This window comes from Mesorhizobium sp. ANAO-SY3R2 (genome assembly GCF_042466635.1).
Lineage (GTDB): Bacteria > Pseudomonadota > Alphaproteobacteria > Rhizobiales > Rhizobiaceae > Aminobacter.
The window spans coordinates 3,676,716-3,699,110 of record NZ_CP159955.1 but is presented as its reverse complement, the minus strand read 5'-3'; the positions used below and the strand labels follow the sequence as shown (position 1 = coordinate 3,699,110).

Here is a 22,395-nt window from a genome sequence, read left to right as displayed (position 1 = left end):
CCCTTGGGGAGAGGTCGGCCGAGCGAAGCGGAGGCCGGGTGAGGGGGTCATTTCTTCCTCAGCTGCGAGGTGGCAATCGCATCCACCCCACCATCTCCAATGACCACGCCGAACAACTCCGCCGCCTGCTCGCGTGAATAATAGCCCAGAGAAACATCGCGCAGCACCAGTTGCGGATCGCGTAAAAGCGGGTCGCCATAGCCGCCGCCGCCCGGTGTGCCGACCAGCACCCGGTCGCCGGCCTTCAGCGGGATGTCCTGTTCCTTCGACAGATGCGGTGGCACGTGCGGTTGCCCGTCGCGGAAGACGGTCACCGAGTTGACCGCGCCGTCGCGGCCGCCGAGCGCGCCTTGCGGGCCGAAGCGGCCGTGGTCCATGACGAAGGAGGCGCGGGCCTCGCCGCGCAAAAGCTCGATCTCGTAGGCGAGCCCAAAACCGCCGCGCTGTTTTCCTGCCCCGCCTGAGCCCTCGCGTAACGCATATTGGCGGTAGAGCACCGGAAACGCCTGCTCCATGATCTCGACCGGCGGCGATTTCGAGATGCCGATGGTCGAGCAGCCGTTGGAGAGCCCGTCATGGCCGGCGTTGCCGCCATAGCCGCCGCCGGAGATCTGGTACATGACGTAGTCGCGGCCGCGCACCGGATCGTTGCCGCCGAGCGCGAAATTGCCGCTCGAGCCGGCGGGTGCCGCCGTCACCTTGTCGGGTGCAGCCTGCACCATCGCGGCAAACACGGCTTCGGCGATGCGCTGCGACACCTCTGCGGCGCAGCCCGAGACGGGTCGCGGGTATTTTGCGTCGAGGAAGGTGCCTTCCGGTCGCCGGACCATCAGCGGCTCGAAGGCCCCTGCACTGATAGGCACGTCGGGAAAGATGTGGCGCATGGCGAGGTAGACGGCCGAGAGCGTCGTCGCCAGCACGCTGTTCATCGGCCCGGCGCAGGGTTTTGACGAACCGGAAAAATCGAAGGTCAGTGTATCTCCTGCCTTCTCCACCGACAGCGCGATCGTCAGCGGTTCGTCGACGACGCCGTCGGAATCGACGAAGGCCCGCGAGCGATAGACGCCGTCGGGCAGGGCGGCGATATGCGCCCGCATCTGCTCGGCCGCCCGCCGGCGCAGCTCGGCAATCGCGGCGACGACGGTTTCGTCTCCGTAACGATCCAGGATCTGGAACAGCCGGTCCTGCCCGACCTGCAGTGCCGCCGCCTGGGCGCGGATGTCGCCGATGCGCTGGTCGGCGACACGGATGTTCGAGCAGATGATGGCGTAGATCTCGGGGTCCATCACCCCTTTCTTGAAAAGTTTGACCGGGGGCAGCCGCAAGCCTTCCTGCTCGACCGCTGTCGCCGAGGCGGAAAAGCCACCCGGCACAGCGCCGCCGATGTCGGGCCAGTGGCCGGTGTTGGAGAGCCAGCAGAAGATTTTGCCATCCCGCCACACCGGCATGGCGAAGCGCACGTCCATCAGATGCGTGCCGCCGAGATAGGGGTCGTTGACGATGTAGATGTCGCCTGGCTCGGGCGACAGGCAGCGGCCATCCGCGATCATCTCGATGATCGTCCTGGTCGAATGCTGCATGACGCCGACGAAGACCGGCAGGCCTTGCGAGCCTTGCGCGATCAGCGCGCCGTCGACGGCGGAGTAGATGCCGTCCGAGCGGTCGTTGGCCTCGGCGATCACGGGCGAAAAGGCGGCGCGCGAGAAGGTCAGGTCCATCTCGTCGCAGGCTTGCTGCAGCGCGGCCTGGATGACGGAGAGGGTGATGGCGTCGAGGCTCATGGTGCGGCTCCTCTCCCTCCCCCTTGAGGGGAGGGAAGCCAGCCGCCAAAGGCGGATGGCAGGGTGGGGTCGCAAAGGCCGGGCTCGACGTTCCTACGGGCGTACCGCGCTGCAGAGGTTACCCCACGCGGCCGGGCCTTGCCCGGCCACCCTCCCCTCAAGGGGGAGGGGGACGTCGGCGCCTTGTTCATCTCCCCACCTCGATGATGATGTTGCCGTCGGCATCGCTCCGCGCGCGATCGCTGGGTTCGAGCACGGTGGTGGCGTCCATCTGCTCGAGGATGGCAGGGCCCTCGAGCGTGGCGTCGAGCGGCAGTTTTTCGCGCGCATAGACCGGTGTGTCGTGCCAGGTGCCGTCGAACCAGACCGGCCGGATTTCCGTCATGGCCTGTTCGAGCGTCGCTGCTCGCCCCGCCGGGTCGATCAGCCGGGAAAGGTCGATGTCGGGACGGACGCCGGTCACCGAGGTGTTGAGATTGACGAGGTTGGCCCTGATCTCCGGAAGTTGGACCTTGAAGCGGGCGAAATAGGCCTTTTCGAACAGCCCCTCCAGCGTGGTGCGGTCGATTTCGGGCGAAGGCAGCGGCACGTTGATGATGTGCGTCTGTCCGACAAACTGCATGTCGGCGGAATGGCTGACGCGGATGCTCTCGGGGCGGATCGCCTCCATGGCGATCAGCGCCTCGCCCTCCGCCTTGTGCCGGGCCAGAACCTCGCGGGCATTGTTTTCGTCCAGCGTCGCCACCGGCTGGTTGATGGTGTTGACGAAGTCGTGGCGCAGGTCGGCGACCACGCAGCCCAGCGCATTGGTGATGCCCGGCCGCGCCGGTACCAGCACCCGCGGCAGGCCGAGTTCGCGCGCCAGGGCCGAGGCGTGCAGCGGGCCGGCGCCGCCAAAGGCGAACAACGTGAAATCGCGCGGGTCGTGGCCGCGCGCCACCGAGACCATGCGGATGGCGCCGGCCATCCTGATGTTGCCGAGGCGCAGCACCGCACCGGCCGCAGCAGTGCCGTCAAGGCCCGTAGCCGCGCCGATCTTGTCCTGAAAGATCTTGCGCACGGCCTCGACGGTCACCGGATGGTCGACCGCCAGCAGCTTCTTCGGCGCAAGCCGGCCGAGCACCAGGTTGGCGTCGGTGATGGTCGGCTCTGTGCCGCCGCGGCCGTAGCAGATCGGCCCGGGATTGGCCCCGGCACTTTCCGGCCCGACCTGGATCAGCCCGGAGGCATCGACACGGGCGATCGAGCCGCCGCCGGCACCCACCGTGTGCACCGAGACCATCGGAACATGGATCGGCATCGCATATTCGATCTCGATCTCGTTCGACACTGCCGGCTGGGCATCGAGGATCAGCGCCACGTCGGTCGAGGTGCCGCCCATGTCGTAGGTGACGAGGTTTTCGAAGCCGGCGCGCCGGCCGGTATAGGCGGCGGCAATCACCCCCGAAGCCGGGCCCGACATCACCGTCTTGGCCGCCTCGCGGGTGACGAAACGCGCCGAGATCATGCCGCCATTGCCGTTCATCATCAGGAAGTCGCGGGCGTAGCCGCGCCGGGCCAGTTCCTCGCGCAGCCTGGCGACGTAGCGTTCGAGGATCGGTTGCACCGCGGCGTTGACCGAGGCCGTCACCCCGCGCTCGAACTCGCGCGCTTCAGACAACAGCGAGTGTCCGGTCGTGATGTACCCGTTTGGCCAGAGTTCGGCCGCGATCTCGGCCGCGCGGCGTTCATGCGCCGGGTTGGCGTAGGAATGCAGGAAATGGATGACGAGCGCTTCGCAACCTGCAGCGATCAGTTCGCGCAGCGCCTGGCGCATCCCGTCCTCGTCGAGCGGCTCGCGCACGCGGCCCGACGCCTCGACGCGCTCGGTGACCTCCAGCCTGAGATTGCGCGGAATGACGGGCACGAAGGTGCCGGTCATGCCATAGGGCTGCGGCCGCGTGCGACGGCCAAGTTCGATGATGTCGCGGAAGCCGCGCGTGGTGATCATGCCCGTTCTGGCGAGCCTGCGCTCCAGAACGGCATTTGTGGTGGTGGTGGTGCCATGCACGATGAGATCGATGTCGCCGATCGCAAAACCGGTGTCGGCAAGTGCTGCGATCACGCCATGCGCCTGGTTTTCGACCGTCGTCGGCGTCTTGGCGATGCGGACCGATCCGCCATCCGCGCCGTCGAGCAAAAGCAGGTCGGTGAACGTCCCGCCGACGTCGATACCTGCCACCACGTCTCCCCGCCTGGCGGGAATATTCTCGATCATGGACTAAACCCGATACGCGCGGACTACGTTCATGTCTCAGTTTGGAAAGGCGTTTTGCGCCGCAATCTTGACGCTGATATCATTTGTATACTAATTAATGTGGCCTACAAGGCCTCACAATTTGCCTGTTTTCCGCAGCGTGCCGGACCAGAATTCGCCGCTGTGCCGGGGCCTATGACTGCCGCCGCTGGCGAGAGGTTTGAACGATGAACACCCAAGCAGCGCTGAACACGGCCGAAACCAAGCCGCTTCAGTTCCCCATCCCGGCCAATGTCTATGCCGAGACCGTGGTGTCGGTGAAGCACTACACCGACCGGCTGTTCGCCTTCCGCATCACCAGGCCGCAGACGCTGCGCTTCCGCTCGGGCGAATTTGTCATGATCGGCCTGCCCAACGCCGAAAAGCCGGTTTTTCGCGCCTATTCGGTGGCGAGCCCGTCCTGGGACGAAGAGCTGGAATTTTTCTCGATCAAGGTGCCCGACGGCCCGCTGACCTCGCACCTGCAGAAGATCGAGCCGGGCGACACGGTGCTGATGCGCCAGAAGGCAACCGGAACTCTGGTGCTCGACGCGCTGACCCCCGGCAAGCGCCTGTTCATGATCTCGACCGGCACCGGCATTGCGCCCTTCGCCAGCCTGCTGCGCGATCCCGACACCTATGAGCGCTACGAGCAGGTCGTCCTCACCCACACCTGCCGCGACGTCGCCGAACTGGCCTATGGCCAGGAGCTCGTCGCCAATCTCGAAAACGATCCGCTGATCGGCGAACTGACCCACGGCCGAGTCACGCTCTACAATTCGACGACGCGCGAAGAGTCCGGGCGCATGGGCCGCATCACGGCGCTGATCTCGTCGGGCAAGTTCTATTCCGACCTCGGCATCGACAAGCTCGATCCTGCAACCGACCGCATCATGATCTGCGGCTCGATGCACATGCTGAAAGACGTCAAGGAACTCGCCGAAAGCCTCGGCTTCGAGGAAGGCTCGCTCAACGAGCCCGGCAGCTTCGTCGTCGAGCGCGCTTTCGTCGGCTGAATTTCGGCCGAACTATCGCTCGCCGTTTGAGCCGGTGGATTCAGCGGATCAATCTCCGGACTACGAAGAAAAAGATATTTGGGGTGGCATGGTTATCTTCCGGTGAGTATCTTCCCGGCGAAGGGGAAATGATTGACGGTTACATATCTCATTGCAGTGGGTTCCGAAACATGTGGGCCGTACCTGCGCCGTTGGCGGTAACTATAGAACGGAAATTTGAGGCGGTGACGCAGTGACTAATTTTGATGAAATACTTTTGATCAAAATAGTAATATTATTGCTTACTTTCAAGATTTCCGTATACAATTTTATTCGTGAGCTTAAATATGATAAGAACAAAACTCCTTACAATGAAAGGGGTGGTGTCTTATTTGCGGAAGAACTTTCTAATATTTACAAGCCGATGACAATTGGGCGGGCTAGGTATTGGCAAATTCTGATGTATCTAGTCGGGTTTGTTTCGGTTCTTATGTCCGTGTTTTAGATGGATTTGGGCGCGCAATGGGTGGGAACTCAGTTGCGCCACCAGGGTCTTTGACCGCCCGGTCAAAATAACGCTGCGCCGCCCCGAATTTTCGTCTATCTTCCGCCGCGAGCTATTCTTTGGTGCGCTGCGGACGAGTTTTCGCTGGCGCCTGAGTTGCAACGCCGAAGACAAGGCGTCGGGAGGAAGGGCGGTCACATGGCGGGCAAGTTGCGCGAAGCCGAAAATCATTCTCCAGCGACGATCACGCCGCTCGCCTCGCGCCAGCCGGCCAATGCCGCCGAGCCGCACGGCATCGTCCGCAATCCCGGCATGGCGCTCGATATCGGCTTCCTGGAATCGATGCGCAACGTCAACCGCTCGGCACTGGAGCGCCGCACCGGCACGCTGACCAAGCGGCGCTCGATCAAGGGCGACAACCAGGCGGCGTGGCTGCTCAGGGCCATCTCGCTGATGGACCTGACAACGCTCAATTCCAACGACACCGACGAGCGCGTGCGCCGGCTTTGCGCTAAGGCGATCAACCCGCTGCGCGCCGATCTGGTCGCGGCGCTGGGACTCGGCGATACGGTGATCCGCCCGGCCGCTGTCTGCGTCTACCATCCGTTTGTTGCGACCGCCGTAGAGGCGGTGAAGGGCACCGGCATCCATGTCGCGGCTGTGTCTACCGCCTTCCCGCATGGGCTGGCACCGCTCAGCACCCGCATCGCCGAGATCGAGGCGTCGGTCGCCGACGGCGCCGACGAGATCGACGTCGTCATTCCGCGCGGCCTAGTGTTCGGGGCGAGGTGGCAGGAGCTCTATGACGAGATCAAGGCGTTCCGCGCCGCCTGCGGCGAGGCCCATCTCAAGGTCATTTTGGGCACTGGCGACCTGGCGACGCTGCGCAACGTGACGCTGGCCTCGATGGTGGCGATGATGGCGGGTGCTGACTTCATCAAGACCTCGACCGGCAAGGAGAGCGTCAACGCGACGCTGCCTGTAGGCCTTGCCATGGTCAGGGCGATCCGCGCCTATCACGAGCAGACGGGATATCTCATCGGCTTCAAGCCGGCGGGCGGCATCTCGACGGCGAAAGTCGCGCTCGACTGGCTGGTGCTGATGAAGGAAGAGCTCGGCCGGCCGTGGCTGGAACCCGAGCTGTTCCGCTTCGGCGCCTCGAGCCTGCTGACCGACATCGAGCGCCAGCTCGAGCACCATGTCAGCGGCCGCTACTCGGCCAACCACCGCCACGCGATGGCGTGAGGTGAATCTTGGACACGCCGAGTTTTTTCGCGCCCCCCTCTGGCCTGCCGGCCATCTCCCCCACAAGGGGGGAGATCGGCAGTTCGGCAGTCGGCGGCCACTCGGCAACGCCGATCCTGATAAATCTGAACCGACTGCATCTCAATTTGGCGAAGGCCGCGATGACCGCTGATCTCCCCCCTTGTGGGGGAGATGGCCGGCAGGCCAGAGGGGGGCAACGTAGCGCGCTCCCCACTCCAACTTCGGGCCTCGTCAACGACCCCCACCCGGCCCTGCGGGCCGCCCTCCCCACAAGGGGGAGGGTAAGGGAGAGCCTCTCATGACCATCCTCGAACGATACCAAGCCATGGATTACGCCACCGCTCCCGAAGCCCGCAGCGAGGCCGATGCCTGGCTCGCGGCTCGCGATTTTTCGAAGTCGCTGTTCATCGCGGGCGACTGGCGCGCTGGCATCGACGCAAGGACCTTCGACACTGAAGATCCCTCTGATGGCAAGTTGCTGGCAAAAGTGTCCGAGGCGGGTGCTGCCGACATCGACGCGGCGGTTGCCGCCGCACGCAAGGCGCTGCCGAAATGGAGCGCCGCCTCGGGCTATGAGCGCGCAAAAGTGCTCTATGCCGTCGGCCGCGCCATGCAGCGCCACCAGCGCCTGTTTGCCGTGCTGGAAAGCCTCGACAACGGCAAGCCGATCCGCGAGAGCCGCGACATCGACGTGCCCTTGGCGATCCGCCACTTCATCCACCATGCCGGCTGGACCCAGTCGCTCGACAGGGAATTCCCCGGCCGCAAGGCCGCCGGCGTCGTCGGCCAGATCATCCCGTGGAATTTTCCGCTGCTGATGCTGGCCTGGAAGGTGGCGCCGGCGCTCGCCACTGGCTGCACGGTGGTGCTGAAGCCGGCCGAGTTCACGCCGCTGACGGCCATTCTTTTTGCCGAGATCTGCGAGCGCGCGGGCGTGCCCAAGGGCGTCGTCAACATCGTCCATGGCGGCCCCGAGGCGGGAGCGGCGATCGTCAACCATTCCGGCATCGACAAGATTGCCTTCACCGGCTCGTCGGAAGTGGGAAAAATCATCCGCAAGGCGACCGCGGGAAGTGGCAAAAAACTGTCGCTGGAGCTCGGCGGCAAGTCGGCCTTCATCGTCTTCGAGGATGCCGATCTCGACAGCGCGGTGGAAGGGCTGGTCGACGGCATCTGGTTCAACCAGGGCCAGGTCTGCTGCGCGGGTTCGCGCCTGCTGGTCCAGGAAAGCGTGGCCGACGCCTTCATCGCCAAGGTCAAGGTGCGTATGAGCCGGCTGCGTGTCGGCGCGCCCCTGGACAAGAACACCGACATCGGCCCGCTAGTGGACCGGACCCAGCTCGACCGCGTGAAGCGCCTGGTCGAGGAGGGTGCGAGGCAGGGCGCAGTCTGCTGGCAGCCGGACTGCGACGTGCCAACGATCGGCTACTATCACCTGCCGACACTGGCGACCGGTGTTGCACCCGCCAACATCCTCGCCCAGGAAGAGGTGTTCGGTCCGGTGCTCGCCACCATGAGCTTCCGCACCAACGAGGAGGCGGTCGAACTCGCCAACAACACCCGCTACGGCCTTGCCGCCTCAGTGTGGAGCGAGAACGTCAACCTGGCGCTGCATGTCGCCCCGCAGCTCAAGGCCGGCGTGGTTTGGATCAACGGCACCAACATGTTCGACGCCGCCTGCGGCTTCGGCGGCTATCGCGAGAGCGGTTTTGGCCGCGAGGGCGGCCGGGAAGGGCTGGAAGAATATCTAGCGCCGAGCGAACCGCACGGCCCGGTCATCAAGCCGGCGGCACCGAGGCCAGCCGCGCGCGACAACGGCGAGGGCCACGCCATCGACCGCACGGCAAAGCTGTTCATCGGCGGCAAGCAGGTTCGCCCCGACGGCAACTATTCCCTTCCCGTGCTGACGCCGAAGGGCAAGCTGGCAGGCGAAGTCGGTCTTGGCAGCCGCAAGGACATTCGCGACGCGGTCTCGGCCGCCCGCGCCTGCAAGGCCTGGCCCGACGCTACCGCCTACAACCGTGCCCAGGTTCTTTACTACCTTGCGGAAAATCTCTCGGGCCGGACGGAAGAATTCGCCAGCCGGCTCGTCGAGCTCACCGGCGCCAGTCACAAGGCGGCGAAGGCCGAGGTCGAGCAGTCGATCGAGCGGCTGTTCTACTATGCCGGCATGGCCGACAAGTTCGAGGGCCTGGTGCACCAGCCGCCAGTGCGGACGGTGACGCTTGCCCTGCACGAGCCGGTCGGCGTGGTCGGCATCGTGGCACCCGACGATGCGCCGCTGCTTGGCCTGATCTCGCTGATTGCCCCCGCACTTGCCATGGGCAACACGGTGGTTGCCATCCCGTCCGAGACGGCGCCGCTCGTCGCCACCGATCTCTACCAGGTGATCGAGTATTCCGACCTGCCGGCGGGCGCGATCAACATCGTCACCGGCAAGCGCGCGGAGCTTACGGCGGTGCTTGCCAGGCATGACGATGTCGATGGGCTTTGGGTGGTCGCCGAGGCCGAGACCTGCGCCATGGCGGAAGCGGAATCCACAGGCAACCTCAAGCGTGTGTGGACCGGGCATGGCCGCAGCCTCGACTGGGCGAGTGCTGAGGGTGAGCCCTTCCTGCGCCGTGCCGTCGAGATCAAGAACGTCTGGGTGCCGTACGGGGATTAGGGGAGTAGGGGAATAAGGCAGTAGGCAGTAGACTTCTTCGCCTTAGGCTATTCCCTACTGCCCTCAACTTATCTTCGCCAGCAGCGCCAGCAGGGTCGCCGCTTCCCTGGGTGAGAGCGGGGACAGGGTCTCTTCGCTGATTGCCTGCGCCAGCGGCACAAGTGCTTCCACCGTGCGCCGGCCTTCCTCGGTCAGGCTGACCAGCAGCCTCCGCTTGTCGACCTCATGCTTGGCCAGTTGCACCATCCCGCGCGCATGCAGTCTGTCGATGACGCCCTTGATGGTCGCCGCGTCCATGGCGACCAGTGCGCCGAGCTGGTTCTGCGAGGTTTCGCCGATGTCGCGCAGCTTGACGAGTGCCGCGAACTGCGGCGGCGTCAGGTCGGCGATGCGGGAGGCGAAGATCGCCACATGGCGCTGGTGCGCCTTGCGCAGGATGAAGCCGATCTGCTCTTGCAGCCGGTAGCCGTCGTCTGCCACAGGGCCAGCGCCGGCGTTCACCGCAGCCCGTCCCATGCCTTGATGTCGTCTGCCCTTAGTCCGCCCATGCGGTCATGGATGCGCGGGCCTGAGGTCATCACCAGCGCAAAGACGATCTCGTCGGGGCGCGGGCCGTCGGGCATACCGACCTCCATCGCATCGAAATGGCTGCGCACATAGGCGGCGTTGATGTGGCCGATCGGCACGTCGAGCCGGGCGCCGAAACCGCCCAGCTTCTTGGCCGAGGGCACGATCGCCTTAGCCTCGCCAAGGCGCTCGCGCATCGCATAGCCACCCGGCACATGCCACAGCGCGCCATGCTCGAGCTCGCCCGCGGCACCCACGATGGCGCCCTTGCCGTAGCCGTCGATGGCCTTGATGTCGCCGCCGAGTGCGGCGATCAGCCGATCCGACAGCAGCAGGCCGAGCGGCTTGAGGTCCTCCATGGCGGGCTGCAGGTCCTCGACATAGCGCCCAGCGAAGGGGTTTTTCACCACCGCAAGCGCTGCCGCGCGCCGCCGCGGCCTGTCTGTCGCCGGGCCGCCGTCATGAAAGATCTCCTCGACCGTCACCGCGACCTTGCGGATCGGAAATTCAGGCATGGGCAAATTCCTTGGTTGGGATCGATATGGTCGGGTGAGGGGGCAATGGCCCCGAGACGCGTGCTTCGTCGTTGAGGAACAACGCCGCGGAATGGATCAAACCGCGTCGGCGATAGTTTTCCGCGACCGCCAGCCCGGCGTCGAGGGCAGCAGTCACCTCATCGGGGCGAAGCGCTCCGACGGCCACCGTCACCAGCCGGTCGCCGAGGTCGCTGTCGGGGGCGAGTTCGCACGCCCGCCGGCGCTGGATGGCCGGGCGGCCGGGCAGGTCGACGGCATTGGCGATCAGCGTCGCCGCTGCGTCTGCCGCCGCAGCGCTTGTCGCCAGCACGGTGACCGCGTCGGCGATGCCGAGCGAAAAACTGCGGCCGCGCCAGCCGCTGGTGGCGACGCCGCGCACCGGATCCTCGGCGCGAATGGTTAGTCGGTCCGCCAAGCCATGGCCCGTGCCGGCAATCGCCACGTCGAGCCGGTGGTTGGGAGAGATGTGCAGCGTGATGTCGCCGCCATTGTTGATGTAGGCGCGGTCGAGCCGGCGCCCTGCAACCAACGCCGCCATCACCTCGTCGGCGACGGAACCGGCGACGGCGGCCATCGGCGTAATGAACTTTTCCGCCAGCGGAACGACTGCCGCCTCCATGCGCCGCGCGGTCGGGCCCGCGAAGGTCCTCGGCGTCGTGCCGGCTGGCTGGCGCAGCGCGGCGAGTTCTTCGACCAGTTCCGGCAGCATGGTCTGGAACCGCGCCACGCACTGCCGGTAGGCAGCCTGCACTTCGTCCGGAGTGCCAAAAGCCTCGACGATCAGGTCGATTGGCCCATGGTTGAGGTGCAGCCGCCGGCCGGCCGGCAGCCAGTTGGCCTGCGGCCCGTTCATCGCCGAAAATCCTGCTGGGCGCGGCGCAATTGCGCCAGTGGCGGCCACGGGTTGTCCGTCCCGGCCGGCCCGGTAGCCCGGTCGTTGAAATATTCGCCGCCGCGCGCAAGCACGTCGTCGACGGTCCTGATCTCGGCTTCGTAGCCGCCGAGTGCCAGATAGTGGTCGCGGCGCAGGGTGAATTCGATAGGCGCCACAAGCGCCGGGGTCGGCACGTAGCCGAAGGCGTTGTCGGGCACGCGTGTCACGTCGACCATCAGCGTGATGCCGCCGCCCGGCCAGACATAGACGGGCGCGCCGCCGACGGTGACATAGGTTTGCAGGCGCTGCACCGAGCGGGTGAGGTTAACAGGGTTCTCGGTCACGCCGGCGCGCAAGCTGCCGCCCGCACCTCCGACGAACAGCACGGTGCACAAAGCCGGCTCGCAGTTCTCCTCGATCAGGCCGACCGACTTCCTGAGCCGGTCGGGAAACGGTTTTTCCACGGGCCGCAGCGCCTCGTCGAGCTCATAATAGGCGAACTGCTCGCCCGTGGTGGAGACCATCAGGAGCGTCAGGCCGGGGCGCGCACCCTTTTTCGGGTTCCACTCGCCGAGGATGTCGAGCGGATCGGCAATGGTCGTGCCGCCCCAGCCGAGGCCGGGCTCCGAGACCTTGAAATAGCGCCCCGGCGTCGAGCGCCGGCCGAGGATTTTTATCCCGGTATCCTCCCAGCCCAACACCTTGCCGGCCTGGTGCTCGGACACGACGCCGGTGATGTGATCGTCGACCACCACCACCTCGTCGACCAGCCCGCGCCACTGGGCCGCGAACATGCCGATGGTGGCCGAGCCGCAGCCGACGCGCATGCGGTTCTCCAGCTTGCCGTCGATGACGGGCGGGCGGCCCGCTTCGACGATGACGACAGCACCACCGTCGATGGCAAGCTCCACCGGCTGGCGGTTGCAGAGCTTGAGCAGCGTATCGCAGGTCACCCGGCCTTCCGATTTCGAGCCGCCGGTCAGGTGATGCACGCCGCCCAGCGACAGCATCTGCGAACCGTATTCGCCCGTGGTCACATGGCCGACCGCCTCGCCCTCGGCGCGCACCACAGCCGCTTCGGGGCCGAGATGGCGGTCGGTGTCGATCTTCACCTTGACGCCGCAATAGGAAAAGATGCCCTCGGTGACCACGGTGACGAGGTCGACGCCCTCGACCTCCTGGCTTACGATGAAGGGGGCGGGTTTGAAGTCGGGATAGGTGGTGCCCGCGCCGATGGCGGTGACGAAACGCTTGGTGGTATTGACCAACTCGCCGTTCCAGGCCTCGCCTTCGAACGGCACGACGGCGCTGCCGCCTTCCACCGCATAGTCGAGCACGCGCACCGGGTCGCAGCGCACGATCCTGCCACCGAAATTGCCGTAGCGGTCGCAGGCGCCGGTGCGGCCCTCGGCGATGTAGCACATGACCGGGCAGGCATCGCAGCGCAGCTTTTCGCCGGTCTTCTTGTCGCCGGCCTCATGCGTTTCAAAACGTTCGGAGAGTTCGCTCATCGGTCGCGGCCCTCGCGGATTGCGGCCAGTATCCGCGTCGGCGTCGCCGGCACCTTGCGCACAGTAATCCCTGTCGCGTGGCGGATGGCGTTGAGGATGGCGGGCGCGGTCGGGATCAGCACATGCTCGCCCAACCCCTTGGCACCAAAGGGGCCTTCCGGGTCCGGAACTTCCACCAGTATCGTCTCGATCGGCGGCACGTCGCCGATCGTCGGGATCAGGTAGTCGTGCAAATTCTCGGTGCGGCCGGGGATGTACTCCTCCATCAGCGCCATGCCGATGCCCTGGGCGATTCCGCCTTCGATCTGGCCCTCGGCGAGCAGCGGATTGATCGCCTTGCCGACGTCGTGCGCCGCGGTGATCTTTATCAGTTGCACGGTGCCAAGCCCGAGATCGACCTCCAGTTCGGCGATCTGCGCGCCGTAGCCATAGACGGCATAGGGCTTTCCCTGGCCCTTGGCGTCGAGCGGCGAGGTCGGCGGATCGTAGCTTTCCTCGGCGGTGAACACCAGGCCGTCGCCGTCGGCCTCGAGCTTCGCCAAGTCGATGTGCCGTCTGATATCGCCTTCCCAGACGGCCAGCACGCCACCCTCGAGACGCAGCCGCGCTTCGGTCGAGACATTGGCGAAACGCAGGATTTTTCCACGCAAGGCGCAGGCTGCTTTCTGGGCCGCGTTGCCGCTGACAAAAGTCTGGCGCGAGGCCGAGGTTTTTCCGGCGTCGGGCGTGATCGAGGTATCGGCACTTCTCAAGACGAAATCCGAAAGCGGCAGGCCGAGCGCGTCGGCGGCGATCTGGGCGATGACCGTGTTCGAGCCCTGGCCGATGTCGACCGCGCCCTGATGCAGCACCACCTTGCCCGCGGGCGACAGACCGAGCTTGATGGTCGAGGGGTTGGGCAGCGAAGTGTTGCCGCAGCCATACCAGCACGAGGCGATGCCGACGCCGCGTTTCTTGTCCGCATTGGCGGCGTTGAATGCGTCGGCGTCGGCCAGCGCCCGCGTCCAACGTGGCTCCAGCCGCGCAAGGCACTCGCCGATGCCGACGCCCTCGGCGAGATGCTGGCCAGTGACCGTTTCGGAGCCGTTTCGAAGCATGTTTTGCCGTCGGAACCGGAGGCGGTCGATGCCGAGCCGGTCCGCCAGTTCGTCATAGAGGGTCTCCTGCATCAGCGTCGCCTGCGGCACGCCGAAGCCGCGGAAGGCACCCGAGACCGGCCCGTTGGTGTGGATGGCGCGGCTGGTGGCCCGGTAGTTCGGCGTGACATACGGTCCCGAGGCATGCACCGGCACGCGGTTGGCGACCGTCGGGCCGAAGCTCGCATAGGCGCCGGTGTTGAACTCGCCGTCGAAGACCATGCCGAGCACCTTGCCGTCGGTGTCGGCGGCAATGATCGCTTGCATCGAGGCAGGATGGCGCTTGGTGGTCGAGGACATGGATTCGCTGCGCGTATAGGCGAGCGCCGCCGGACGGCCGGTCTTCAGCGCGACCAGGCCGATCAGCGGCTGCAGTGAGATGTCGATCTTCGAGCCGAAGCCGCCGCCGGTCGCGGTGGGCACGATGCGGACTTTCTCCGGCGCGAGGCCAAGGATGGCGGCGGTGTCGTCGCGGTCCATGTGCGGCGCCTGGGTGCAGGCGACGATGGTCAGCGTGTCGACATCGACGAAGGCATGACCGGCTTCCGGCTCGATATAGGCGTGCTCGACATAGGATGTTTCGAGGCGGCCCGAGGCAACGACCGAAGCCTCCCGCATGGCCGCGTCCGGGTCGCCGCGTTCGACGAAGCCGCGCACCAGAAGGTTGCCGGGCCTGCCGGCATGGACAAGGGCGGCACCCTCGGCCTGCGCCTGCCGGGCCCCCAGCGCCGCAGGCAGTTCGGTCCATCGCACCGGGAAGTCGGCGAGGTCGAGCTCGCGCGCCGCCCAGCCCTCGCAGGCGACCAGCGCCACCGCCTCGCCACGGAAGCGCACCTCGCCTTCGGCCAGCGCCGGCTGGTCGGCAAAGGGCGGGATCACGCCGAAGCGGTTGATGCCGGGAACGTCGGCCGCGGTGAAAACGGCAACCACACCGGCGTTGTCGACGACATAGGCGCCGAGATCGCCGAAGCTGAAGGCGGCCCGGTGATGCGGCGAGCGCACGACCAGCACGCTGAGCGCATCCGCCGGAAATGCATCGCCGCCGAACATTTCGGTGCCCGTCACCTTGGGCACGCCGTCGAGCCTGACGGGCGAGGCGCCGACGGCCTGGCCTACGGGCGGGAGGCTGAAGTCCTGACGCGTGGAGCCTTTTCCTTCCGGCGGGATGGTCGGCAGACCGGTCAGTGACTGGGAAAAGCGATGCGCCGCCACCACCGCATCGATGATCTTGCGGTAGCCCGTGCAGCGGCACAGCACGCCGCCGAGCGCGTCTTGCACCTCTTGCTCGCCCGGGCGCGGGGTGCGTTCGATGAGAGCCGTCGCTGCGACCAGCATGCCCGGCGTGCAGATGCCGCACTGGGCGGCGCCATGCGCCAGGAACGAAGCCTGCAGCGCAGAAAGCTGGCCATCGCCGAGCCCCTCGACGGTCCGGATGTCGGCGCCTTCGACCGATGCCGCCGGCGTCAGGCAGGCGCACACAGGTTCGCCGCCAAGCAGGACCGTGCAGGCGCCGCAATCGCCGGCGTCACAGCCGACCTTGGTGCCGGTCAAGCCGAGTTCGTCACGCAGGACCGACGACAGCCGGCGCATCGGCGCGACCGAGACCGATGCCGGCGCGCCGTTGACGATGAAGCTGATCGGCGCGCGGTCGGGTCTCATGCGGCGGCCCGCCCCTGTGGATCGCCGGCCGCCTGGAGCATGGCGCGGGCGACGATCTCTCGCGCGGCCTCGTGGCGGTAGGCGGCGCTGCCTCTGATGTCATCGATGGGCGACAATTCCTCGAAGGCCGTGTCCCGCACGATCTGCCCGATGTCGTCCGGTCGCTGGCCTGCGAGTGCGGCCTCGAGCCCGCCGAGCCGCCGCGCCACCGGCGAGCAGGCGCCGACGGCAATGGCTGCCTCCGCGATGCGGCCATCGAGGGAGAGCACCAGGCGTGCCGCCGCCATGGCAATCGAGATGACGAGATAGCGCCGTGCTCCGAGCTTGACGAAGGCCGAGCGTCCCGCCGACAATGTCTTGGGAATGCGCACTGCAGTCATCAGTTCATCGGGGCGGCGCGTGGTTCTGCGGTTGCCGACGATGAATTCGCCGAGCTTCAGAAATCGCGTTCCATTTTGCGAGCGCAGTTCCACCTCGGCATCGAGCACCAGCAGCGCTGGCACGCCATCGGCCGCCGGCGAGGCGTTGCACAGATTGCCCGCCACCGTTGCGACGTTCTGGATCTGTACGGAGCCGACTTCTCGGGCGGCCTGCTTCACGACATCGAAGGCCGATGGCAGTTCCGCCCTGACCACATCGGTCCATGTCGTGCGGGCACCGAGGACGAAATGCGTTTCGGTTTGAGTAATGCCGCGCAGTTCGCCAATGGCGTTAATGTCGAGCACATCGTCCCGCAGCGGCCTGTTTCCGAGCGCTGGATAGAAATCCGTCGCCCCCGCAACGATGCGCCAGGCGCCGTCGCCTAGCAGGGCGAGGGCCTCATCGAGCGTTTCGGGTTTCGCGTAACGGGTCACGCAATGCCTCCCGGCGGAGCCGGTCAAAATCATTCGCATGCAAATGATAGCCGCCTGCGACCTTTTGTCAAAGGCGGCTTCGTAGATAAACAGGTACGCGCGAGAATTCCGAAAATGGTTGACGCAGCCACCCAACTGACCCAGTTTCGGCGGCCCAGACAATCACACCAGGAGGCTAAATGGCCGCGGACGCGCTCATCGTCATCGACCTGCAGAACGACTTTTGCCCGGGCGGCGCGCTCGCCGTTACAGGCGGCGACGAGATCATACCACTGGTCAACGATCTCATCCGTAACACCGAGCATGTGATTCTGACGCAGGACTGGCACCCGGCCGGCCATTCCAGCTTCGCCTCCAGCCATACCGGCAGGCAGGCTTTCGAGGCGATCGACATGCCCTATGGCCCGCAGACCTTGTGGCCGGATCACTGCATCCAGGGCAGCAAGGGCGCGGACTTCCACCCAGGCTTGGCCTGGCACAAGGCCGAACTCGTCATCCGCAAGGGCTTTCGCGCCGGTATCGACAGCTATTCCGCCTTTTTCGAGAACGACCGCGTGACATCGACCGGCCTGGCCGGCTTTCTGCGCGAGCGCGGCATCAACTCGATCACGCTCGTCGGCTTGGCGACCGACTTCTGCGTCGCCTATTCGGCGCTCGATGCCGTAGCGCAGGGCTTCGACGTCACCGTGCGGCTCGATGCCTGCCGGGCCATCGATCTCGGCGGCTCGCTGGACACGATGATCGCCAAGATGCGCGAGGCCGGCGTGAAGCTCGTCTGAACGGGCCGCCACGGACGCGCTTTCCGGACCAGGAATTGACAAGCGACACCGGCGACTCCGGTGTCTTTCCCGATTGTATGTAACGTTTGCGAGGGACAAGGTGCAGGTTTTGAGAATTCTGGCGATGACGATTGCCCTGATCGGGCTGGCGCTTGACCCGGCATTGGCCGCCGAGGGACTGCCGGGCGCCACCATGTCGCTGTGGTGGGTGCTGCCCTTTGCCGGGCTGCTGCTCTGCATCGCAACCGGGCCGCTGCTCTATCCGCACCTGTGGGAACATCACTACGGCAAGATCACCGCCGGCTGGGCGGCGCTCGCCGTCGTGCCGATGGCGATTGCGTTCGGCTCGTCCGTCTCCGTAGAGGCCGTGCTGCATGCGCTGCTGCTCGAATACATGTCCTTCATCATCCTGCTGTTCGGCCTGTTCACCATCGCCGGAGGCATCCTGGTCGCCGGCAACATCCAGGGCACGCCACTGGTCAATGGCGCGCTGCTTTTGATCGGCGCAGCCCTTGCCTCGGTGGTCGGCACGACCGGTGCGTCGATGATCCTGATCCGCCCGATCATCCGCGCCAACGACAACAGGCCGTTCAACGCCCATGTCGTCGTCTTCTTCATTTTCCTGGTGTCCAACATCGGCGGTTCGCTGACACCGCTCGGCGACCCGCCGCTGTTCGTCGGCTTCCTGCGCGGCGTCGACTTCTTCTGGACCACGGCCAATCTGTGGCGCGAGACGCTGTTCGTCGGCGGCATCGTGCTCGCCACTTTCCTTGCCCTCGACTGGTTCCTGCACATCCGCGAGCAGGGCCAACCGAAGATCAAGGATCCGACGCCGCATTCCAAGGTCCGCATCCGTGGGGTTGCCAACATCTTCCTGCTGGGGGGCGTCATCGGCGCCATCCTTTTGTCGGCCTCGTGGAAGCCGGGCGTCGCCTTCACTATCCAGGGCGTCCAGGTCGAACTGCAGAACCTCGTTCGCGACGCCATCATCGTGGTGCTCGCGCTCGTCTCGCTGCGCATCACCCGCAAGGAGTACCGCACCGCCAACGGCTTCAACTGGGCCCCAATCCTCGAAGTGGCCAAGCTCTTTGCCGGCATCTTCATCTGCATCGTGCCGGTCATCGCCATGCTGCACGCCGGGCTCGATGGCGCTTTGGCGCCGCTGGTGTCTCTGGTCACCACGCCATCGGGCGCGCCCAACGACCTCGCCTATTTCTGGCTCACCGGCCTGCTGTCGTCCTTCCTCGACAACGCGCCGACCTATCTCGTGTTTTTCGAGCTGGCCGGCGGCGATCCCAAGGAACTGATGACCACCTACGCTTCGACGCTGGCGGCGATATCGGCGGGTGCGGTGTTTATGGGCGCCAACACCTATATCGGCAACGCGCCCAACTTCATGGTCTACGCCATTGCCCGCGGCGCCGGCGTCAAGATGCCAGGCTTCTTCGGTTACATGCTGTGGTCGGGGGCGGTGCTGATCCCGACCTTCCTGATCGCCGGGTTCCTCTTCTTCGGTTGAGGGGTGGTTCCCCCTCATCCGGCCGCTTCGCGGCCACCTTCTCCCCGTTGGGGAGAAGAGGTCGGCGGCGACGTCTCACGCTTCCTCTTTCTATCGGGGAGAGGTCTGCCGAGCGAAGCGGAGGCAGGGGGGGCTACCCCACGCCGACGTAGCGGCGAACCAGCGCCGGATCATCCCGCAGCCGCGCGACCTCCACGGTCTCGCGGTTGCGGCCGTTTTCGATGAAGGCGACGCGATCGGCCACCGGCAGAACCGCGTCGACGCGCTGCTCGACCAGGATGGTGGAGACGCCGCGCTCGCGCAGGCCGGCCACCGTCTCGCGGATCTTCGCGATCATCGACGGCATCAGCCCTTCCGTCGGCTCGTCGAGCAACAGCACTTGCGGTTCCAGGCACAGCGCCCGCGCCATGGCCAGCATCTGCTGCTCGCCGCCCGACAGCGTGCCCGAGCGCTGCTTCAGGCGGGCGCGCAATAGTGGGAACAGGTCGAGCACGGCCTCGCGCACGGCATGCCCCTTGTTGCGCGCCATCAGCCCGATCTCGATGTTCTCCGCCACCGTCAGTTCGGCAAACAGCCGGCGGCCCTGCGGCACATAGGCGACGCCCGTTTTCGGTACTTCATGCGGCGGCAAGGCGGTGAGTTCCCGCCCGCCGAGCCGGATCGAGCCGTTGCGCGCCGGCACCAGTCCCATGATTGCCTTTAGCGTCGTTGTCTTGCCTGCGCCGTTGCGCCCGAGCAGGCACAGCACCTCGCCCTGCCTCAGTTCGAGGTCGAGGCCGTGCAGCACCTGCACTTCGCCATAGAAGCAATCGAGCTGCGAGATGGTCAGCGCCGCGCTCATGCCCCGGCTCCATGGGTAGTGCCGAGATAGGCGTCCTGCACCGCGACATTTGCGCGGATTTCGGCCGGGCTGCCCTCGGCAAGGATCCTGCCGGCATCGAAAACGGTGATGCGATGGGCAAGGTCCATGACGACAGGCATGTTGTGCTCGATCAGCAGCACCGTCGCATCGCGCGCGATCTCGCGCACTAGGCCGATGAAATTGTCGATCTCGCCGTCCGACAGCCCTTGCGTCGGTTCGTCCAGGATCAGGAGCCGCGGCTTCAGCGCCAGCCCCATCGCCACTTCGAGCAGGCGCTGGTGGCCGTAGGCGAGCGCGCCGGCCGGCACATCGGCGCGGTTCGCAAGTCCGACGCGCTCCAGCGCTTCCATGGCGCCGTGGCACACCGCCCCGCGCGATCGGCCGTCGGTCAGCGTGCGCTGCACCGGCAGCGCGACATTGTCGTAGACCGAGAGCTTGGCGAAGACGCTGGTGATCTGGAAGGTGTAGGCGATGCCGAGCCGGACGCGGAGATGCGCCGGCATCGCCGTGATGTCCTGCCCGTCGAAGCGGATGCTGCCTGAGGTCGGTGCAAAACGCCCGCAGACGAGGCTGACGAAGGTGGTCTTGCCGGCGCCGTTGGGGCCGATTACCGCCCTGATCTCGCCGGGGTCGAGCGAAAAGTCGACATTGTCGACGGCGCGCAGGCCGCCGAAATGGCGCGACAGGCCTTGCGTGGTCAGAAGCGGCGTCATGGCAGCCACCTCGCCCAGCGGTCGCGAATTGTCCCGACCACGCCCTTGCGGAAATAGAGCACCAAAAGGATCAGTGCTGCGCCGACGATCAGCATGTAGGCTGACGTGTAGCCGCTGGTGATGTCGACGACATAATACATGAACAGCGTGCCCAGAAGCGGCCCGAGCGTCGTCGCCGCACCGCCGAGCAGTACCCATAGCAGCGGCAGGATCGAATATTGTACCGAGGCGAAGGTCGAGCCGACATAGCCGAACAGCAGCGCATAGGCCGCACCCGCCGCAGCGCAGATCAGGCCCGACGTCACCACCGCGGCAAGCTTGTTGGCGAAGGTGTCGTAGCCGAGCATCCGGGTGCGCTCCTCGTTCTCGCGGATGGCGACGAGCACGCGGCCATGGCGCGACCTGACGATGGCGACGGTGGCGAACAGTGCTGCGGTAAACAGGGCGACTGCCAAAAGGTAACGCGTCGACGGATCGGTCAGGTCAAGTTGCCAGTCGCCGACAACCATCTGCCTTGCCTGCTGCGGCAGCACAAGCCCCTCGTCGCCACGGGTCCATTCGCCGAAATAGAGCGTGGTGAGATAAAAGACCTGGGCGAACATCATGGTGACGATCATGAAGGCGACGCCAGATGTCCGGAGCGCCAGGAACCCGATGGCAAGCGACACGACGAGCCCTGACGCGATGCCAGCGCCAAAGGCCGCGGGCACGCCCCAGCCGAGATGGTAGAGCGGCAGGCCGGCGCCGTAGAGCCCCGCAGCGAAGAACATCGCATGGCCGAGGCTGAGCAGCCCGACATAGCCGTAGAGCATGTTGTAGCCCATGGCGAAGACGGCGAGCACCAGCACGCGCGCCAGCACCGCATGGTGGTATTCTGGCAGCACGAAGTTGAGCCCGACGAGCAGGGCCACCACGGCCGCGTGGAGCACGTAAACCTTTGCCGTCGTCCCGCCCTCGGTCATTTCGCAACCGTTCCGAACAGGCCTTGCGGGCGGAACACCAGCACCATGGCAACAACGAGGGTGGCGATGATCTTGGCCAGCGTCGGCGAGAAGAACATCGAGATGATGCCGTCCGAAACGCCGATCAGCAGGGCGGCGACGACGGTGCCGCGCAGCGAGCCGAGGCCGCCGATGATGACGACGATGAAGGACAGGAGCAGCGGGTCGAGCCCCATCAGATAGTGGGCCTGCTGGATCGGCACGATGAGCACCGCAGCGACCGCTGCCAGCATCGCGCCGAGCGCGAACACCGCGCCATAGACGCGGCCGACCGGGATGCCGAAGGCCTGGGCGGTCTCGCGATCATATTGCGTCGCGCGCATCACCAGCCCGATCCTGGTGCGGGTCAGCACGAACCAGGTGGCAAGCAAAAGCAGCGCCGACGCTGCGATGATCGACAGCTTGTAGCCGGAATAGCCGAACCAGGGCAGCGAGATGCGGTAGCTGAAGGGCGGAGACACCGGCCGGGCTTCCGGGCCGTAGAAGGTCAGCGCCAGCTGCTGGATGATGTAGAGCAGGCCAATGGTCGCCACGATCGTGGCTTCCGGATCGTATTCGAGCCGTCGGAGCACGAGGCGCTCGGAAATCCAGGCAATGGCGCCGACGATCAGCGGTGACAGCACCAGTGCGGCCATGAAGCCGAGCGCCGGATGGCCGGTGACAGTTGTCGTGATCGCCCAGGCCAGCACCGCGCCGAGCATGAAGAACTCGCCATGCGCGACATTGACGATGCGCATGACGCCGAACACCAGCGACAGGCCAAGTGCCGTCAGCGCCAGCACTGCCGAGGTGACCAGCCCTTCGAGGGTGGCAAGCAGGAGATGGGGGAGGAAGGGCATCTAGCGGCGGCTTTCCGTGGGAGGTCGCAATTTGTCGCGCCCCCCTCTGGCCTGCCGG

Annotated in this window: 17 protein-coding genes; 5 read left to right on the top strand and 12 right to left on the bottom strand. The window is 65.9% G+C overall.

The window, feature by feature from the left end:
- Positions 1 to 47: 47 nt before the first annotated feature.
- On the bottom strand, positions 48 to 1,781 hold the full coding sequence (locus tag ABSY17_RS22695; protein ID WP_378945855.1) for a hydantoinase B/oxoprolinase family protein: 1,734 nt from the start codon (positions 1,779 to 1,781) through the stop codon (positions 48 to 50).
- A gap of 187 nt (positions 1,782 to 1,968) precedes the next feature.
- Positions 1,969 to 4,038: a hydantoinase/oxoprolinase family protein gene (locus ABSY17_RS22690; RefSeq protein ID WP_378945852.1), complete on the bottom strand. Its 2,070-nt coding sequence runs from the start codon at positions 4,036 to 4,038 to the stop codon at positions 1,969 to 1,971.
- Positions 4,039 to 4,244: 206 nt separating this feature from the next.
- Here ABSY17_RS22690 and ABSY17_RS22685 point away from each other — a divergent pair, with 206 nt between their 5' ends.
- From ABSY17_RS22685 to ABSY17_RS22675, 3 genes are all read left to right on the top strand, one after another.
- Complete coding sequence (locus ABSY17_RS22685) at positions 4,245 to 5,072, top strand: ferredoxin--NADP reductase (RefSeq protein ID WP_378945849.1); 828 nt, start codon at positions 4,245 to 4,247, stop codon at positions 5,070 to 5,072.
- Positions 5,073 to 5,754: 682 nt separating this feature from the next.
- Positions 5,755 to 6,801, top strand: coding sequence for a deoxyribose-phosphate aldolase (gene deoC / locus ABSY17_RS22680; RefSeq protein ID WP_378945846.1), 1,047 nt, complete (start codon positions 5,755 to 5,757; stop codon positions 6,799 to 6,801).
- Between the two features lie 319 nt (positions 6,802 to 7,120).
- Positions 7,121 to 9,487 carry an aldehyde dehydrogenase family protein gene (locus ABSY17_RS22675; RefSeq protein ID WP_378945843.1) on the top strand — a complete coding sequence of 789 codons (2,367 nt, stop codon included), beginning with the start codon at positions 7,121 to 7,123 and terminating at the stop codon, positions 9,485 to 9,487.
- A gap of 63 nt (positions 9,488 to 9,550) precedes the next feature.
- Here the strand turns inward: ABSY17_RS22675 and ABSY17_RS22670 are convergent, their stop codons facing one another.
- The 6 genes from ABSY17_RS22670 to ABSY17_RS22645 are packed head-to-tail and all read right to left on the bottom strand — an operon-like array spanning position 9,551 to position 16,624.
- Entirely contained in the window at positions 9,551 to 10,003 is a 453-nt protein-coding gene (locus tag ABSY17_RS22670; protein WP_378945840.1) for a MarR family winged helix-turn-helix transcriptional regulator, read from the bottom strand.
- On the bottom strand, positions 9,985 to 10,569 hold the full coding sequence (locus ABSY17_RS22665) for an amino acid synthesis family protein (RefSeq protein ID WP_378945838.1): 585 nt from the start codon (positions 10,567 to 10,569) through the stop codon (positions 9,985 to 9,987). Before ABSY17_RS22665 ends, ABSY17_RS22670 begins: the two co-directional genes overlap by 19 nt.
- On the bottom strand, positions 10,562 to 11,443 hold the full coding sequence (locus tag ABSY17_RS22660; protein ID WP_378945835.1) for a UPF0280 family protein: 882 nt from the start codon (positions 11,441 to 11,443) through the stop codon (positions 10,562 to 10,564). Before ABSY17_RS22660 ends, ABSY17_RS22665 begins: the two co-directional genes overlap by 8 nt.
- On the bottom strand, positions 11,440 to 12,975 hold the full coding sequence (locus tag ABSY17_RS22655; RefSeq protein ID WP_378945832.1) for a 6-hydroxynicotinate reductase: 1,536 nt from the start codon (positions 12,973 to 12,975) through the stop codon (positions 11,440 to 11,442). Before ABSY17_RS22655 ends, ABSY17_RS22660 begins: the two co-directional genes overlap by 4 nt.
- The gene (locus tag ABSY17_RS22650; protein WP_378945829.1) at positions 12,972 to 15,770 is read right to left on the bottom strand and encodes a molybdopterin-dependent oxidoreductase; all 2,799 of its coding nucleotides are present in this window, start codon (positions 15,768 to 15,770) and stop codon (positions 12,972 to 12,974) included. The genes ABSY17_RS22655 and ABSY17_RS22650 overlap by 4 nt, the downstream gene beginning before the upstream one ends.
- Complete coding sequence (locus tag ABSY17_RS22645; RefSeq protein ID WP_378945827.1) at positions 15,767 to 16,624, bottom strand: FAD binding domain-containing protein; 858 nt, start codon at positions 16,622 to 16,624, stop codon at positions 15,767 to 15,769. The genes ABSY17_RS22650 and ABSY17_RS22645 overlap by 4 nt, the downstream gene beginning before the upstream one ends.
- A 179-nt stretch (positions 16,625 to 16,803) precedes the next feature.
- Here ABSY17_RS22645 and pncA point away from each other — a divergent pair, with 179 nt between their 5' ends.
- Positions 16,804 to 17,403, top strand: coding sequence for a bifunctional nicotinamidase/pyrazinamidase (gene pncA / locus ABSY17_RS22640; RefSeq protein WP_378945824.1), 600 nt, complete (start codon positions 16,804 to 16,806; stop codon positions 17,401 to 17,403).
- A gap of 124 nt (positions 17,404 to 17,527) precedes the next feature.
- Complete coding sequence (locus tag ABSY17_RS22635) at positions 17,528 to 18,922, top strand: sodium:proton antiporter (RefSeq protein WP_378952965.1); 1,395 nt, start codon at positions 17,528 to 17,530, stop codon at positions 18,920 to 18,922.
- A gap of 133 nt (positions 18,923 to 19,055) precedes the next feature.
- Here ABSY17_RS22635 and ABSY17_RS22630 read toward each other — a convergent pair whose 3' ends face one another.
- The 4 genes from ABSY17_RS22630 to ABSY17_RS22615 are packed head-to-tail and all read right to left on the bottom strand — an operon-like array spanning position 19,056 to position 22,337.
- Positions 19,056 to 19,763 (bottom strand): ABC transporter ATP-binding protein, encoded by a 708-nt coding sequence (locus ABSY17_RS22630; protein ID WP_378945822.1) that lies wholly within the window; start codon positions 19,761 to 19,763, stop codon positions 19,056 to 19,058.
- Positions 19,760 to 20,497: an ABC transporter ATP-binding protein gene (locus ABSY17_RS22625; protein ID WP_378945819.1), complete on the bottom strand. Its 738-nt coding sequence runs from the start codon at positions 20,495 to 20,497 to the stop codon at positions 19,760 to 19,762. Before ABSY17_RS22625 ends, ABSY17_RS22630 begins: the two co-directional genes overlap by 4 nt.
- A complete protein-coding gene (locus ABSY17_RS22620; RefSeq protein WP_378945817.1) occupies positions 20,494 to 21,459 on the bottom strand; it encodes a branched-chain amino acid ABC transporter permease in 966 nt (321 codons plus the stop codon). The genes ABSY17_RS22625 and ABSY17_RS22620 overlap by 4 nt, the downstream gene beginning before the upstream one ends.
- Positions 21,456 to 22,337 (bottom strand): branched-chain amino acid ABC transporter permease, encoded by an 882-nt coding sequence (locus tag ABSY17_RS22615; protein ID WP_378945814.1) that lies wholly within the window; start codon positions 22,335 to 22,337, stop codon positions 21,456 to 21,458. Before ABSY17_RS22615 ends, ABSY17_RS22620 begins: the two co-directional genes overlap by 4 nt.
- Between the last annotated feature and the right edge of the window lie 58 nt (positions 22,338 to 22,395).